We start from the raw sequence: 16,599 nt of genomic DNA, 5'->3' as shown, positions 1-16,599 counted from the left end.
TCGTTAGAAAAAGGTAATGTCAGATTGCACTTCTGGTTTACTACTATGAGTAGATTTTTTACCCGTATGAACTTGATGCTGCTCAATCATGGTGTAACTACTCTTCATTTTATCGAGCCATTTTTGCGGCGATAATTGTCCGACAATCGGATGATTTCTATCTTGTTGAACTAACGTAATGGCATCGCCTAACTCGGTTAAATTACGAGTAATTTGCTCTAAAATTTGACTCACCCTATCTTGGAACTGAAGGCGAATGATCACGTGTGTCACCGTCTCTTTGACTTGTTGGGCATCTTCAGTGAGCCCTTGAGCTTGTTCATCTAACGTTTGCACTATGTGCTGAAAATGGTTGATAACTTCATCAATGCATTGCTCGGTGTTATTCATTTGCTCAGTTTCATCTTTATTAACCTGTTCAACCATTTCACAGGCTTTCTCGATAGCAGCATTAACGCTATTCACTTGCTCTGTCATCTTGCTCGCGGTTTCTCTTGATTGTTGAGATAAACCACGCACTTCATCGGCAACCACAGCAAAGCCTCTTCCCGCTTCTCCAGCTCGCGCGGACTCAATCGCGGCATTGAGGGCTAATAAATTGGTTTTATCTGCGATACCAACCACTTCTCCAGCCATTTTTTTCAGTGATGTGGTGTATTTCATTAATTCACGCATCTCACTCAATACTTGCTGTCTTAGTGTTTGCCCAGCCCGTAGCGCATCTACCGCATTGTTAAGCATGCTACGACATTGATGAATTTCTTCCGTTACCGATTGCTCTTTACCGTGACTGTTCACTCCGGTGAGAGACAAGGTATGACTGAGCCGCTCGACCAGTTGAGAAAACTGCTGGCTCAACTCTGAAACTGAATCGGTTAGATGTTGATTAGCGGAATCAATATGTCGTGCCCAGACGGGTAATGATTCGATAAACAGGGGCTCTAACGAGTGATAGGACTCTAATTGAGACTCCTGTAACGCCGAGAGGTGTTCAATTTGTTTTTTTTGCTGTTTGACGGTTTGAATGTACGATTCATAATTCCAAGCGACGTAGCTAAGGCTGGCAATGGAAGCCAATACCAGCAACGCGCTGATGTATAAAGGTAAACTCGAATAGATCACAACCATGCCCGATAACACTAGGGCAGGCATGAATAGAGGAACAAGCCTGAGCGCTAACATATGTGCAGTTATCCTATGCCGAACTAACGTAAAATTATGATTATTATTAGAGAGCTTATCTGTTACAACCAACCCATCAACACCAAAAAGCACTTAGGCGCATAACAAAATAAGGCTCAATTAAAAAGTAGCAGTCAGATATCAACTACGCAAATAATGGAATTGATTTAACATTACCAACTCGGATAAGTAGATAAAGTTATCTATTACTACTGAGAAAAGTGTGCCAGATGGGTGAATTCAGGATTGTTGTCGATGGTGTGGATGATATGAAGATCAAACTAAAGCTCAACCCACTATACCCAAACGGCTGAAAGTTGCAGGTAGGCGGCAAGTGAGTGAATCCCCATGAGCATAGGCAAACGACGTGATTGGGGTGAACGAAGGTAGCCAACACCGCTGCTTTAAGTTGGAAGGGGATATCAACGAGGAAACAAATGAGCTAACGGGGTAAACAGAAAACGCTTAAGTTTGATTTTTACTACTCGCCAGTGGGTGGCGGGCGTGATTGGTGTGGTATCCATCAAATGTTGATAGGCATGATCATCAAGGATGGCTTCGCCACCATGAGCCAGCAATAAACGCTGCGGATTGAGCTGATATACCCGCGCAACCGAACGACGATACTGTTTGGGAAAAAAAATAGGAAAAGGAGAGATCAGCTGTTTTTTTACTTCGACGATCAAATCGGCGACATACAAAATACTTTGCTGTGGATGAAAGAGAGAGATATCTCTATCGGTGTGTCCTGTCGTTTCTAAAACTTGCCATTCAGAAAACCCAGGAATCGCTTCACCGTCCATTAATTGATGATCCGCACGTAATTTACGAGGAAACCATAAACGACGCCTTGGTTTACCCAAGCGCTTTGCCATCCAATGCGCCAAAGCTAAATCAGCCCAAAACATCACAATCCCTAACCCACCTTGATACCAATGACCCACTTGCGCACCAGAGACTATCTTACAGCCGGTTTTACGCCGCAATAAGTGCGCACCACCAGCATGATCAGGATGCATATGAGTGACCACCACCACCTTAAGTTCGCTCACTGAGCGACCTAATTGAGCAGTAATGTAATCCAGTATCAGAGACACATCAGCACGACATCCTCCATCCAATAGCATTAATCTATCTGGATATTCAACCAAATATAAATTTTGGATATGGCCGCGAAGGGTATGAATTTTCACAAATACTCTAACTGGTCGGTCCTGAAGGCAAGAAGACTAACCATACCACTCAAAGAAACAATAAATAAACAAAAAACCAACAAAAATGTTATCTGTGGCGCATTACAAAAAACAAACCAGAACAAAATCAAAGTGAAACAAACATTACATTAAATTGAAATATTTGACCGCCACCCTATTCAGCGAACCACTATGTTAACTCCAACTTTATATAATTAAGGGAAATACAATGCACAAGCTATGGCTAGCGGGTCTGATGGCAACCACTTTTTCTGGACACACTCTTGCTGCGACCGAAATCACTTGGTGGCATGCAATGGGAGGGCAACTGGGAGAATCAGTCAACCAACTTGCAGCAGATTTTAATGCCGCTCAGAAGGACTATACCATCACTCCTATCTACAAAGGAGACTATACCGAAACCTTAACCGCAGGCATTGCTGCATTTCGTGCGGGTCAATCACCGCATATTCTCCAAGTGTTTGATGCGGGAGCCGCAACGATTATGAATGTCCCTGGCGTTGCAAAACCAGTACAAGATATTCTGGTTAATGCCGGTTACTCATTTAATGCTCAAGATTATCTGTCTGGTGTGCGTAATTTCTATGCGGACAATAAAGGCAAAATGGTTGGTATGCCCTTCAATAGTTCCACTCCCGTTCTGTATTACAACAAAGATATTTTAAATAAAGTTGGAGCTACGGCACCACAAACTTATGAACAACTTGAAGTCTTAGCCGAAAAACTAAAAGCAAAAGGTTACGTTACTTTTTCACAATCGCATACGCCATGGATTATGTTTGAAAACTTCAAATCTCGTCATAACTTGCCGCTCTCTGATCAGCACAATGGCTATGCCTCTCTTTCATCACAGCTGATGTTTAATTCACAAGATATGCTGATGCATTTTAATAAACTTAAAGAATGGTCAGATAAGGGCTACTTCAAATATTACGGAAGTAACTGGGATGCCAACCAAACGCCTTTTGAACGCCAAGAAGTGGCGATGTGGATGGGCTCATCAGGTTCCTTCGGTGGGCTGCGCGATAGAGTCCCGTTTGAGTTAGGTACTACCTACTTACCACATTGGGAAAAATTAAACGCTGAAGGCACTCATACTTTTATTGGCGGCGCCGCTCTGTTTGCTTTAAGTGGTCATACTAAAGAAGAAGAAAATGCCGTCGCGGCTTTTTTTACTTATCTTACTCAGCCTGAAGTACAGATGAATTGGCACACATCGACTGGTTATGTACCCGTCACCAATGCCGCTTATAGCCTAACCAAAGCCTCAGGCTATTATCAAACCTATCCCGATGCAGAAGTGGGCGTAAAACAGCTAAGCCTACCTTCCGGTGAATGGACACAAGGTTATCGCTTAGGTTTCTATCCGCAAATACGTGAAGTCATGCACCGTGAATTCGACAATATTTTTGCTGGACGCTCTTCGGTAGAAAATAGCCTTAAACGAGTCGAAGACGAAAGTAAAAATCTCCTGCAACGTTTTGCTCGCACTGTGCAATAACACTCGTTGATTACAACAGACTTCAAACCGACGTTTCGTCGCTTGAGTCTCGCTTATTGAAGAGTACGGCGAAGATAGCCGTACTCTTCAGCACGATTTTTTATGACTGGAAATAACCGTGGAACGTCGACAACAATTTTCTCACACTCCTTTACCCTATTTGCTGTTAGCTCCGCAAATGGTGATTATCGCGATTTTCTTTCTCTATCCGGCCGCAAAAGCGATTTATCTTTCCTTTATGCTGGAAGACCCGTGGGGAATGTCCTCTACTTTTATTGGCTTTGAAAACTATCAGATGCTGTTTCAATCCCATGAATATTTGAAATCGCTGAGCTTCACTTTACTGTTTTCTATCGTGGTCTCCTTTTTATCACTCGCCATCGCTCTGCTACTGGCGGTCAAAGCAGATAATATCATTCATGGTCAAGGAGCGTACAAGGTTAGCTTAACTTGGGTTTATGCCGTCGCTCCTGCGATAGCCGGAATTATCGGTGGTTTTTTGTTTAACCCCCACATTGGCCTATTAACGGATCTTTTTGCGATGTTTGGATGGCAATTTAGCCTGCAAACCAATCCGTTTGATGCAACCTTCGCATTGATTTTGGTTTCTGTATGGAAACAGGTCTCCGTCAATTTCATCTACTTTCTCGCCGGATTACAGTCCATTTCTTATGCCGTTAAAGAAGCCTCAACACTCGATTGCGTCAGTGATGCCAAACGCTTTTGGACCATTACTTTTCCTTTGCTTGCCCCAACCGGATTTTTTCTCTTAGTGATTAACCTCACCTATGCCTTTTTCGATACGTTCGGCGTGATCGATACCATGACCAACGGCGGGCCAGGAGGTTCAACAACGTCTTTGGTTTATAAGGTATACCGTGATGGATTTGTTGGGGCGGATTTAGGCGGCAGTTCAGCACAATCTGTGATCTTATTACTGCTCGTTCTCGGGCTGACGTTTATCCAGTTCCGTGTGGTTGAAAAACGTGTTCATTATTAAGGTTTTATATCCAAGGAAGCAAAATGAAAAGTAATAACCTATTCGATCACTTAATTTTGATCACCGGAGCCTTATTTATGCTAGTGCCAATCTGGCTCATTTTTGCCAGCTCGACTCATCATCCCAACACCATCATCAGTGAAGGTTTGCAGTGGGGAATGGGCGATCAATTTTTGGCTATTTATAAAGAAGCGTGGCACAAAAGCCACGGATTTTCGGGCAATATTACCGCGCAATCGATGATCACCAATTCGATGATCATGGGGCTGGGTTTTGCGATCGGGAAAATTTTGGTTTCGATGATCGCGGCTTACGCTTTGGTCTATTTCCGGCTGCCTTATGCCAGCTTCTGGTTTTGGCTTATTTTTGTCACGCTTTTATTGCCGTTAGAAGTGCGAATCATCCCCTCTTATGAAGTCGTTTCAAGCCTAGGAATGCTCAATAGTTATACAGGGCTTATCTTGCCTTTGATTGCCTCGGCTACTGCAACCTTTTTCTTTCGTCAGTTTTTTAAAACGATTCCAGATGAATTGATGGAGGCAGCACAGCTCGATAATGCTGGACCGATTCGTTTCTTCATCGACGTATTACTGCCGCTATCGAAAACCATGATCGCCGCCATTTTCATCATTATGTTTGTCGTAGGATGGAACCAGTATTTATGGCCCATCATGATGACCACCGATGAGCAATACAACACCATCGTGATGGGCATTAAACAAATTCTCAATAATATTAATGAAACTCGTTTACCACGTTATGACTACGCGTTCGCCATGGTGATTTTAGCCATGCTGCCGCCGGTATTCGTCGTGGTCATTTTCCAACGCTGGTTTGTTAAAGGATTAGTCGAAAGTGAAAAATAACTCTATGCATTTAGTCACCCCAACCTCACCACAAAAACTGGACAATGTTATGTTGGATATCAGACAGTTAGTCAAAACCTATGAAAATGGTCATCAAGCAGTTAAAGGCGTTGATTTGTCAATTAATGAGGGCGAATTCATCGTTTTAGTTGGACCATCAGGTTGTGGTAAATCGTCAATTCTACGTTCGATTGCAGGACTTGAGTCGATCAACGGGGGAGAAATCCATCTAGCCGGTCGCCGAGTGGATAACGAAAAACCTGCGCTACGTGATATTGCGATGGTATTTCAAAACTACGCTCTTTATCCTCATATGAGCGTTTACGATAACTTGGCGTATGGCTTAAAAAATCGTGGGGTGGATAAAAAATCCATCGCTGAAAAAATTAATCACGTCGCTAAAACCCTCAAAATTGAAGAGTATTTAGATCGCAAACCCGCCAAACTGTCTGGTGGTCAACGTCAACGTGTCGCAATGGGACGCGCGATTGTCCGCGATCCGCAGCTGTTTTTATTTGATGAGCCACTATCCAACCTCGATGCGGCGTTACGCGCGCATATGCGCTTAGAGATAAAAAAACTGCAACGCAAACTCGGGGTGACCAGTGTCTATGTCACCCACGATCAAGTAGAAGCGATGACATTAGCCGATCGCATTGTGGTCTTAAACCAAGGAAAAATTGAACAAGTCGGTCGCCCAAAAGAAGTTTACCACCAACCGGCGAGTACCTTTGTGGCGAGTTTTATTGGTAGCCCAGCGATGAACTTTATCCCCGCAACACTCGATAACGGCTATTTACAGGTTGGTCATCAAAAAATTTATCTACCGCACTATCAACAACTCAGCGCTCCATCATTAACCCTAGGTATTCGTCCTGAGCATGCTGGTCTTTCGAGCAGTGAAAACGCTCTGAATTTACGCTTACAAATCAGTGTCGTTGAACCACTTGGTCCCAATCAATTGGTGCATGGAAAAATCGCTGGGTTAACTCAACTCAGCGATTTTATTGCGGTAACACCTGAAATGAATGTAGATATTGATCAAACACTTAACCTATCGATCAACATAGATAACCTGCATCTGTTTGATGAACAAGGGAAGCGCTTATGCCCTACCTCATTAGCTCAGCGAGCTATCGCTTAATCATCCTAAGTTAAACGCTTCACTCAGCGGCAGCTTTCCGGTGCGGCTGAGTGAAAATCAGCTCGCTCACGCAGCGTATTGGTAATACGCATGATGTTTGGATAAAGGCTCATGTCAACGGCAAAGCGCTCCGCATTATACACTTGAGGTATCAGGCAGATATCCGCCAGAGAAAGTGCATCGCCGATACAATATTGCCCTGCACTTATAGTCAGCTTTTCTTCAATGGCGCGAAAACCTACCGCTATCCAATGTTGATACCACTGCGTTTTTTTGGGCTCATCCACAGCAAGGTTTTGTGATAAATATTGTAAAACCCTTAGGTTATTTAATGGATGAATATCCATTGCAATATCATGAGCTAGCGACAACACACGGTATTTTGCCTCACCTGAGACAGGAATAAGACGCGGCTGCGGGTAATGATCATCAAGATATTCAATAATCGCCAGTGATTGATTAAGAACGAAATCGCCATCAACTAACACTGGCACTAATTCACTCGCATTAAGCTGATGAAATACCTCGCTGTGTTGCTCACCACCTTGAGCGATGAGATCAACCGGAAACTGTTGATAACTCAGTTGCTTAATTTCTAAAGCCAGACGCACCCGATACGTTGCCGATGAGCGCCAGTAGCCGTATAATTTCAGCTCACTCATCATCTATCTCCCTGATTCAATCACCGTTTGTTCAATACGACCAAATACGCTATTACCTTGATGATCGAGCATCTCAAGTTTTATCGTATCACCGACCTGCATAAAAGCGGTGCTGGGTTGCCCATCACGAATGGTTTCAATCATTCGTAACTCGGCAATACACGAATAACCGACACCCCCTTCACCGATTGAACTTCCGTACTCCGTGCCTTGCTTATTTGAGACGGTACCAGAACCAATAATCGTGCCACTGCATAAAGGGCGAGATTTCGCTGCATGGGCAATCAACTGAGGAAAATCAAAGGTCATATCGACCCCTGCATTCGGACAGCCAAACAACTGACCGTTAAAAGTCGACAATAATGGTAAAGATAACTTAGCGCCGTCCCACGCATCGTTTAATTCATCAGGAGTCACTGCCACCGGAGAAAAAGCTGAGCTTGGTTTCGATTGGAAAAAACCAAAACCTTTGGCTAATTCATTGGGAATTAACCCTCGTAGAGAGACATCATTCACCAGCATGACTAAGCGAATATGTTGCCCTGCCTGCTCCGCTGTGATCCCCATAGGGACATCATCGGTGATGACAGCCACCTCAGCTTCAAAATCTAATCCCCATTGGGGATCAACAAGTGGGATAGGTTCGTGTGGCCCCAGAAAACTGTCCGATCCCCCTTGATACATCAGCGGATCAGTCCAAAAACTCTCTGGCAATTCGGCTCCACGAGCACGTCGAACTAACTGAACATGGTTGACATAAGCTGAGCCATCTGCCCATTGAAATGCCCTTGGTAACGGCGAGGCGCAGTGATGTTCTGCAAACGGTACGGTATGAGTAAGCTGGCCGGCATTTAAAGCTTGGGAGATCTCTTGTAACGGCCCTTCCACTTTTTGCCAATTATCGAGTGCTTGTTGGAGTGTTGAAGCGAGGTGATCAACAACCACACAGCGCTGTAAATCTCGACTAACAACTACTAATTGACCATCCCGTGTGTCATTTTTTAACGTCGCTAACTTCATGGCGTATCCTTGTGCTCTTTCCAGCTATAAACGTACTGAGGATTTTCTACTTCTTTAACCGCGTCACTAAATTGCAGGGCGTGGCGGGTATCAATCATTACCGCCACTTCATCGGTAAACGTTTTGCTGTTTTTTAATCCGGCTTGAAACGCTTTCGGATGAGGGCCATGAGTAAAGCCCGCAGGGTGAAAGGTCACCATCCCAGCTTCAATATTATCGCGACTGAAAAAGTCACCCGCGTGATAAAACAGTACTTCATCATAATCGTCATTGTTATGATAAAACGGTACTTTTAGCGCACCAGGGTCACTTTCAATCGGTCTTGGCACAAACGTACAGACCACAAATCCTTGCCCAACAAAGGTGGTATGTGCAGAGGGCGGTAGATGATAACGATGGGACATTAGCGGTCGAATATCTCGCCAATTGAGCCTCAGCACCGCCAGATCGCCATGCCAGCCTACCGCATCTAGGGGATTAAAAGGATAGGTAATCACACTCACTTGATCGTGCCGTTTAACTTCAACGTGCGTGGTGCGTTCTGAGTACTGCGCCTGAAAACGTGTATTAATACTCGGCACTTCAAGCACCGCTGGATCAAACAGAGCGTGCTGACCAACAATGCCTTTTTCTGGTAACGCATAAGCGGCATCCGTATTCTCGATCATCAACAAAAACAGCGGTTCATTAGGGTCTAAACGCCAAGTCGTTGAGCGAGGAATTAACACATAATCCCCTTCATGAATCGTCATATGGCCATAATCACAAAACAGCTCGGCACTGCCTTTATGAACAAATAATAATTCATCGCCATCCGCATTACGCACCAATTGGGTCATTGGTTGGCTAAGCTGCCAGACCCGGATTTTCACCTCTTGGTTATGCAGCAAATGAGGAACAGACCAAGGGGATAATTGTTCAGAGTGGCTCAAGTGATTTAAATTAAATGCTCTTGGCCGTAAATCGCCCTGCCATTCGGTCCATGCGGTGGGGGGATGCTGATGATGAAAGTGACTCGCAGCGCCAAAAAAACCACTGCGCCCAGCTTCTCGCTCATAGATCGCTTGCTCAGGAAAATCCGCATGAGCCTGTTTCGAAAACACCCCTTCGCGATGAGGAAACGTAAACGGTTTATGCATCATCTAGCACTCCACGACGAATTTGATCTTCTTCTATCGATTCAAACAAGGCTTTGAAGTTACCTTCGCCAAAACCTTGATTGCCTTTGCGCTGAATAATTTCAAAAAAGACTGGACCAATAACGGTTTGGGTAAATATTTGCAGTAAAATACCATCTTTGAGTGGCGCACCATCAATCAATACCCGCAATTCGCGTAACTCATCAACGGATTCATGATGACCGGGAACGCGCGAATTGATTTTCTCATAGTAGGTATCTGGGGTTGGCATAAACTCCATACCTTGCGCTCGCAACGTACGCACAGTGTGATAAATATCGGTGGTACTCAAGGCAATATGCTGAATCCCTTCGCCATTGTATTCACGTAAAAACTCTTCAATTTGTGACTTATCATCACGCGATTCATTGATTGGAATACGAATTTTTCCACATGGTGAGGTCATTGCACGGCTAACCAAGCCAGTCAATTTCCCTTCAATATCAAAATATCGAATCTCTTTAAAGTTCGCCAACTGTTCATAAAAACCAGCCCACTTATCCATATTGCCTTGTTTTACGTTATGAGTAAGATGATCGATTTCACATAAACCAACCTGCTTTTGTTGCAAACGCTGCTCTGCATCATCGTAAAACAAGAAGTCAACATCATAGATACTTTTATCACCATAGCGGTCAACAAAGTACAACAAACTGTCACCGATGCCATAAATCGCTGGAATGCTTAATTCCATCGGTCCTATTTCACCTTGATAAGCTGCGGCTCCACAACTTAAGGCATGTTGTAATGCCCCTGCTGCATCTTTAACCCGAAATGCCATTCCACACACCGATGGGCCATGCAGCTTTGCAAAATCAGCCGCTTGACTATGAGGTTGAGCATTGATGATGAAATTGATATCCCCTTGACGATATAGCCAAGCTTGTTTAGAGCGGTGTTTCGCGATTTCAGCAAAACCTAAAGAAGTGAACAGCTGTTTTAGTGCGTCAATCCCCTGTGCATCCGCTGCCGTGTATTCAACAAACTCAAAACCATCGGTACCAAGAGGGTTACTTATTGATGTCATGTCTAGGTTTCCTTTATAGGGTCGAAATCTCTATTAACCATGGCACGATTCAATAAAGTCGCAACGATCAGCAGATACCTATCTCCCTCTCTAAAAAACACCAAAAATGTAACACTTTTATTACATTAAACAACCATAATCCGTTTACGTCCTCAGTGTCTCATCAATGTAGTGGTCATTTTGCAGGTAAACATGCTTCGAAAGAGCAGAGTTTAGTGAGTATAAATATTTATACAGGTGTAAAAAATGAAGTAGTTAACGGTCGATTAAACCTAATGAAGAGTTATTTTTTTAATGTCGTCTTAATGCCACCAACGAATAACCGATTGGCGAAATCAATGACTGAATACTACTTTTAATTAATGAGGTTATATGTCCGCATAAAAAAACGATATCTTCGATGAGTTATGCCTTGTACCTCAGCACGCTTGCTCTATAATGCGCAATCTATGCACAATCCGTTTCAAATTTAAGACGAAGTTAGAAATACAGGTAAAAAGCATTGCAAAATAAAAAAAGAGTCCTGCTCAAAAAAATATTATCTGCTTGTCTTATCCCTATTCCGATCGTTTTTTTTTACGCTTACTATACCAGCGTCACGAGCATTAATAGCCAGTTAAACACCATTGCCGATTCGTACGCCAAACGTATCGATAGCCTGATTGCTGATCTCCATGATGAAAATGCCAAAGCGTTATACAGCAATAAAAGCTGCGCACAGATTCAAGAAGACCTGTTATTTGAAAGTTTACTGCGTGAAATGTTGATCGTTGAAGATCAACAAATTGTTTGTTCATCCAAACGGGGAGAGATGCAGTCAGATATCAGCGACTATTATCCCGATGGCATTGTCACCAGTAAAGAACGCTTCTTTGACTTACAAAACGATCCAGCCATGCGCACTTTATTAGTGATTGATGCCGATAAAAACAATCCCTATCGTGGAGCCATTTCTGTTGTCGATCAAGGTTATATTCAAGCTCGTCTCGGTTATCACACCGACACTCGCATAGCTCAATTAATCGTCAAGGTCGGTAATCAATACTACCCAGCTAATAGTAAATTTATCACTAAACAACATAACGTAAAGGTCACATCGGCCAAGCAGCTTTTTACGTTACAAATTGTCGCTAGTGACTCTTTTGTTACTGAACAGATAACCTTTTATCTACTGAGTGCCCTTCCGGCCTCGATTGCACTTTCACTATTCATTTATGTTCTGTTTTTATTTTTCACCGGCCGGACGAGCTTATTAGATGATTTAAAGAAAGGATTAGAACGACACGAGCTGTTTTTAGTCTATCAACCTGTCATCGACAGTCAGAAACAAAATGTGGTCGGCTATGAAGCGTTACTGCGTTGGATTAACCCTAAATTAGGTTTTGTTAAACCCGATACGTTTATTCAAATTGCAGAAGAGTATGGCTTAATCAATAAAGTGACCGATTATGTGATTAACCAAGCTCAAAAAGATGCTCAGCATTTACCTAACCATCAGCAATTACACCTTGGTATCAACGTTCCACCTTGCTATCTTTCACACCAAAAGCATATTCATCGTTTAATCCTTTGTGCCAGTCATCTTGCTGCTCAAGGAATTCAGTTGGTGGTTGAAATTACTGAACGCCAACTGCTGGATAAAAAAGGACAAACTATTTTACAAGAATTACGGCAAGCTGGTGTGATGATCTCTATTGATGATTTTGGCACAGGACAAACCTCATTATCGGTCCTGCAACATATTGCTTTCGATTATTTAAAAATCGATAAATGCTTTATTGATTCAATTGGCGTGCAATCAGTTAGTGCACCGATCTTAAATACCATTATTGAGCTGGCTCATCAGCTTAAGGTCAATATCGTCGCGGAAGGAGTGGAACATGCCGCTCAAGCCAAATACCTTGCCAACAAAGGGGTTCAATATCAACAAGGGTATTTCTACTCTAAACCTCTCGATCTTTCGGCAATAACAAAGGGGAAATCATCGACATCCTAATGAAAACCAGCCAGAACAACACCAAGGTTACACCTTCTGTTGTGATAGGGATTTACGCAACCAGTGTATATGCGGAACAAATCCCCCTTGCTGATAAAAATGTTGCGCCGTTTGATTAAACTCCCACACCTCAACAAACATTTCTTTGACGCCATACTCAACGAATGTCTGCTCTAAATGAGCAAGAAGTGAGGCTGCGACCCTTTGTTGACGATAACAGGGAACAACATATAGCTCATCAATACTGCCCATCGGTATGGGCTGACTGACACTCGAAATTAACTCACAAAAATGCCCAGTAATAAAACCAACGATCTGAGAACCCTGTTTAGCAACGTAAACCAAACATTCCGGATCATCTATATAACGGGCAATACTCTTCTCTTGCTCAATCTCATGAGCGGTTTTGAAATAAGCTGGACAAGCACGGTGATGCTCGTCATGTAACTCAAACATCAACTGATTGAGTACTTCTAAATCATCGACTTGAGCCGCTGATAGGATAATCGCTGACATAATGTTGCCATCACAGAAATAAAAACTCTCTGAATTCTATCCAATAAAGGTAAAAAAAAATACGCCTAACACCGATTAGTGTTAGGCGTATTGGTTAGCATCACAAAAGTGAATAGCCCTACTCTGTGGCTGGTGCCTTAAGGGTTAATGCATCACGACGCAGCTTGAGAATGGTCAGCAACATGGCACAAAGCGCTAAAACACTCATCCCGATATAAACCAAGCTAAAGCCTTGAGCGAGTACATGAGTCGCGACTTGCGCTTGTTCAGCACCATGTTCACTGACTGTCACGTCTTGGGGAACTCGTAGATAGAATAACGCCGAGCAAAATGCAACCCCTAACGCTCCGCCTAGCTCACGGCCAAAATTAAATAACGACATGCCAATCCCACGATCGCGAGCAGGCAAAACACTTTGCACGACAACACTGAGTGCAGGCAAAGTTAACCCAAGTCCAATTCCTGCAAAACCGAGCGCGAAATTAACCCAAATATCATAGTGAATTTGCCATAGCGCGATCATCGCCAAAGCAAAACCTAATGCCACTAACAATTTATAGCGAGCAAACTTAGCGACCAGCTTACCGCCGACATACGCGCCCGCCGTGATACAAAACATAAAAATTACCATCACGACGCCACTTTGTGATGGAGAAAGTCCTTTCTGCCATTGCAGTTGCAAAGGTAGATAAACTAACAGCGCAAACATCAACATTTGCGATCCCATCACTAACATAATGGCGGTTAAGTAGTTGGGCAAACGCGCTAAACGAGCAGGTAAAATAGGATCGCTAACGCGTTTTTCTACCAATACAAGCATGACAAGGCTAGCTAATAAAATAAACGCCCCCCAGCCATTAGGCATAAACGAGTGCGATGAAAGCAACATTAGCAACATGGTAGTGGCGATCATCAATAATCCGGCACCAAGCCAGTCAAAGCGGCTATTACGACGTTTATTCAAGTGGCTGAGGTAACGATTGACCATCCACAATGCCACCAAGCCAAGGGGCAAGTTGATTCCAAAGACCCAGCGCCACGTTAAATGGTCAGCAAAATAACCGCCTAACAGTGGCCCAGCAATACTCGATACCGCATATACCGCGGAAATATAGCCTTGATATTTACCCACTTCACGCGCTGGAATCGAATCGGCAATCACGGTAAAGGCCAGCGCAATTAAGCCACCACCGCCAATGCCTTGAATCACGCGCGCACCAATTAAACTCGGCAAATCAATCGCAAACGTACAGAGTGCTGAGCCAATCATGAAAATGACAATGCTGATATTGAGCATGCGCACCCGACCAAACAGATCGCTTAACTTACCATAAACCGGCAGTACCGCTGTCGCAGCCAATAAATAAGCGGTAATCACCCAAGTAAGGGATTTTCCAGCGGATAACTCCTGACCAATCAAAGCCAAAGGTGTGGTGACAATACTTTTTTCTAAAGAGCCTAAGGCAATCACCAGTGCGACGCTGGCAAAAATAATTTTCGGGTTGGATGAATAAGTCGAATCGGTTGACATAAATCCTCTGGTATTAAACGATACCAATACAACATAACGTTATGGGTAAGTGATCAGCGAATGAGCGCAGAGGGTGCGCCGCTTCGGTAACTCAAGATTGAAGAAAGCGCAGCCTATCGCGCATCACTATAAGATAACTGAATATCATTCCATCTAAAATAGGATAGAATGGGATCGTCAATTGCAAATATGGGATTATGATGAAATTAGACGATCTGGCGCTTTTTATTACGGTGGTACGCTGCGGTAGCTTCGCCTTAGCCGCTAAGCAAAAAGCCCTCTCCAGCAGCACTCTGAGTCGCCGAATCCAACAATTAGAGCATGATATGGGTAGCATCTTGCTGATCCGTAGTAGTAAAGAAATTGTTTTAACCAAAGAAGGTGAACAATTATTTGAAACCTATGCCGAGCTCTTCGCTGAAATCGAATCGAAACAAGAAATCGCCTTACGTGCCAAACAAGAATATCGTGGCACGATTGTCATTAATGCACCGATTATCCCCTTACGTCATCAACTGAGCCCACTTGCATTAGAATTTTGTCAGCAACATCCCAACGTTAATATCCATTTTCAAGTCGGTGCGGGAATGGATTACTTCACGCGTCACGATATTGATATCGCTTTGCGTTTTGGTCCTCAGCCACATTCCGATTGGGTCGCTCGTAAGCTAGCCAATAATCCATCGCAGCTCTGCTCGACTCCCAGTTACGCCGCTACCTTAACCTTAAATCACCCTGAACAGTTGCAAACATTACCGCTACTGACGCTGAATACCAAACAGGCTTGGGTGTTTAAACATCGGCTCACAGGAGAACAATTTCAATTTACCCCGCGAGCTCGCTTAAGTTCAGAAGAGTTAGATACGATTTTACAAGCGACGCTCCTAGATATGGGAGTCGCTCGCTTACCGAAAGGATTGATTAGCCAAGAACTGACGCAACAGCAATTAGTTCCTTTATTGCCAGAATGGGATATAGAAGGGGCTGATGTTTATTTACTGCACCCTCAACGGCGATTCTTACCAGAAAGGACCCAAGCTTTTATTGACTACATCAATGCACATTGGCCAAGAGTGGCGTTCAGTCATTGGTTAAATACATAATTGACGAGAATAAAACGCCCTTGGAGAAAAACACAACCTCCAAGGGCGTTATCGATGGTTTATCAACTGAGCGATAAACCGATTTGACGACTAACCGCTAAAGCGATTATAGAAAATGGAAAGTCGCGTTAAAGGAAAGCACACTGACGTCTTTCTTGTCGAGAGTATAACGATGGTAACCTGCGCCTACCGAAAAAGGACCCATAATAAAATATTCAGCGCCTACGCCATACATGATATCGAAACCATCATCATCTTTACTGTTGTTGATTTCTGTTTTCCATGAATGGATACCACCACGCGCATAAATATGTAAAGGACCAAAATCAATGCTTGGCTTTAGTGCGGCATACATGGTTGAAGCAGAGGTTTCAATACCGTTAATTTTAAAATCGCCTAATTTTGTGTAACCACCTTCAACCGCAAAAAATGGCAGAATTCCGGTTCCAACATGCAAATTATAAGCCGTACTGCTATCACCACGGTAATCAGATTGGCCAACCGATGCACCAGCGTAAACCAAAGCATCTGCCATTGCTGCAGAAGAGGCTCCCAATAGCGCGAGGGCAAGTAACGTTTTTTTCATAATTAACCTTTTGATAGTTGTCTGGCCGCTGCTGCTAAGCCAATGTTATGCATTACCAGAAATTATAGAATCA

At 43.5% G+C, this 16,599-nt stretch carries 15 protein-coding genes; 6 read left to right on the top strand and 9 right to left on the bottom strand.

From position 1 onward, the window contains the following. Window positions 1-3: 3 nt before the first annotated feature. Complete coding sequence (locus CAG58_RS06060; protein ID WP_004395226.1) at window positions 4-1,182, bottom strand: methyl-accepting chemotaxis protein; 1,179 nt, start codon at window positions 1,180-1,182, stop codon at window positions 4-6. Window positions 1,183-1,604: 422 nt separating this feature from the next. After that, window positions 1,605-2,375: an MBL fold metallo-hydrolase gene (locus tag CAG58_RS06055; protein ID WP_004395225.1), complete on the bottom strand. Its 771-nt coding sequence runs from the start codon at window positions 2,373-2,375 to the stop codon at window positions 1,605-1,607. 229 nt (window positions 2,376-2,604) lie between these two features. Here CAG58_RS06055 and CAG58_RS06050 point away from each other — a divergent pair, with 229 nt between their 5' ends. The 4 genes from CAG58_RS06050 to ugpC all read left to right on the top strand — a co-directional run bounded on the left by CAG58_RS06050 (window position 2,605) and on the right by ugpC (window position 6,907). Beyond that, window positions 2,605-3,897, top strand: coding sequence for an extracellular solute-binding protein (locus CAG58_RS06050; RefSeq protein ID WP_158143857.1), 1,293 nt, complete (start codon window positions 2,605-2,607; stop codon window positions 3,895-3,897). Between the two features lie 118 nt (window positions 3,898-4,015). Further along, window positions 4,016-4,897: an ABC transporter permease subunit gene (locus tag CAG58_RS06045; RefSeq protein ID WP_004395223.1), complete on the top strand. Its 882-nt coding sequence runs from the start codon at window positions 4,016-4,018 to the stop codon at window positions 4,895-4,897. A 23-nt stretch (window positions 4,898-4,920) separates the two neighbouring features. Further along, a complete protein-coding gene (gene ugpE, locus CAG58_RS06040) occupies window positions 4,921-5,763 on the top strand; it encodes a sn-glycerol-3-phosphate ABC transporter permease UgpE (protein WP_158138483.1) in 843 nt (280 codons plus the stop codon). 49 nt (window positions 5,764-5,812) lie between these two features. Beyond that, entirely contained in the window at window positions 5,813-6,907 is a 1,095-nt protein-coding gene (gene ugpC / locus CAG58_RS06035) for a sn-glycerol-3-phosphate ABC transporter ATP-binding protein UgpC (RefSeq protein WP_186460191.1), read from the top strand. Window positions 6,908-6,930: 23 nt separating this feature from the next. Here ugpC and maiA read toward each other — a convergent pair whose 3' ends face one another. The 4 genes from maiA to hppD are packed head-to-tail and all read right to left on the bottom strand — an operon-like array spanning window position 6,931 to window position 10,794. Continuing rightward, window positions 6,931-7,569, bottom strand: a complete 639-nt coding sequence (gene maiA, locus CAG58_RS06030) for a maleylacetoacetate isomerase (protein WP_161426071.1) — start codon at window positions 7,567-7,569, stop codon at window positions 6,931-6,933. Window positions 7,570-7,572: 3 nt separating this feature from the next. Next, complete coding sequence (locus tag CAG58_RS06025) at window positions 7,573-8,589, bottom strand: fumarylacetoacetate hydrolase family protein (protein ID WP_158138486.1); 1,017 nt, start codon at window positions 8,587-8,589, stop codon at window positions 7,573-7,575. Next, window positions 8,586-9,728, bottom strand: coding sequence for a homogentisate 1,2-dioxygenase (locus CAG58_RS06020; protein WP_154170643.1), 1,143 nt, complete (start codon window positions 9,726-9,728; stop codon window positions 8,586-8,588). The genes CAG58_RS06025 and CAG58_RS06020 overlap by 4 nt, the downstream gene beginning before the upstream one ends. Beyond that, window positions 9,721-10,794, bottom strand: coding sequence for a 4-hydroxyphenylpyruvate dioxygenase (hppD, locus tag CAG58_RS06015; protein WP_161426072.1), 1,074 nt, complete (start codon window positions 10,792-10,794; stop codon window positions 9,721-9,723). Before hppD ends, CAG58_RS06020 begins: the two co-directional genes overlap by 8 nt. A gap of 502 nt (window positions 10,795-11,296) precedes the next feature. Here hppD and CAG58_RS06010 point away from each other — a divergent pair. Next, a complete protein-coding gene (locus tag CAG58_RS06010) occupies window positions 11,297-12,790 on the top strand; it encodes an EAL domain-containing protein (protein ID WP_161426073.1) in 1,494 nt (497 codons plus the stop codon). Between the two features lie 27 nt (window positions 12,791-12,817). On the opposite strand, the gene CAG58_RS06005 is transcribed toward CAG58_RS06010, so the two are convergent. Both CAG58_RS06005 and CAG58_RS06000 read right to left on the bottom strand, forming a co-directional pair. Continuing rightward, a complete protein-coding gene (locus tag CAG58_RS06005; RefSeq protein ID WP_161426074.1) occupies window positions 12,818-13,306 on the bottom strand; it encodes a GNAT family N-acetyltransferase in 489 nt (162 codons plus the stop codon). Between the two features lie 118 nt (window positions 13,307-13,424). Beyond that, window positions 13,425-14,837, bottom strand: coding sequence for an MDR family MFS transporter (locus CAG58_RS06000; protein WP_161426473.1), 1,413 nt, complete (start codon window positions 14,835-14,837; stop codon window positions 13,425-13,427). 200 nt (window positions 14,838-15,037) lie between these two features. On the opposite strand from CAG58_RS06000, the gene CAG58_RS05995 reads away from it, so the two are divergent. Further along, window positions 15,038-15,940 carry a LysR family transcriptional regulator gene (locus CAG58_RS05995; protein WP_161426485.1) on the top strand — a complete coding sequence of 301 codons (903 nt, stop codon included), beginning with the start codon at window positions 15,038-15,040 and terminating at the stop codon, window positions 15,938-15,940. A gap of 106 nt (window positions 15,941-16,046) precedes the next feature. Here CAG58_RS05995 and CAG58_RS05990 read toward each other — a convergent pair whose 3' ends face one another. Next, entirely contained in the window at window positions 16,047-16,526 is a 480-nt protein-coding gene (locus CAG58_RS05990) for an outer membrane beta-barrel protein (RefSeq protein ID WP_072669170.1), read from the bottom strand. Between the last annotated feature and the right edge of the window lie 73 nt (window positions 16,527-16,599).

The organism is Vibrio sp. V31_P5A7T61 (genome assembly GCF_009904895.1).
Taxonomy (GTDB): Bacteria; Pseudomonadota; Gammaproteobacteria; order Enterobacterales; family Vibrionaceae; genus Vibrio; species Vibrio metschnikovii.
Note: the sequence above shows the minus strand (reverse complement) of the source record. Positions and strands in the feature narration are given on the sequence as shown.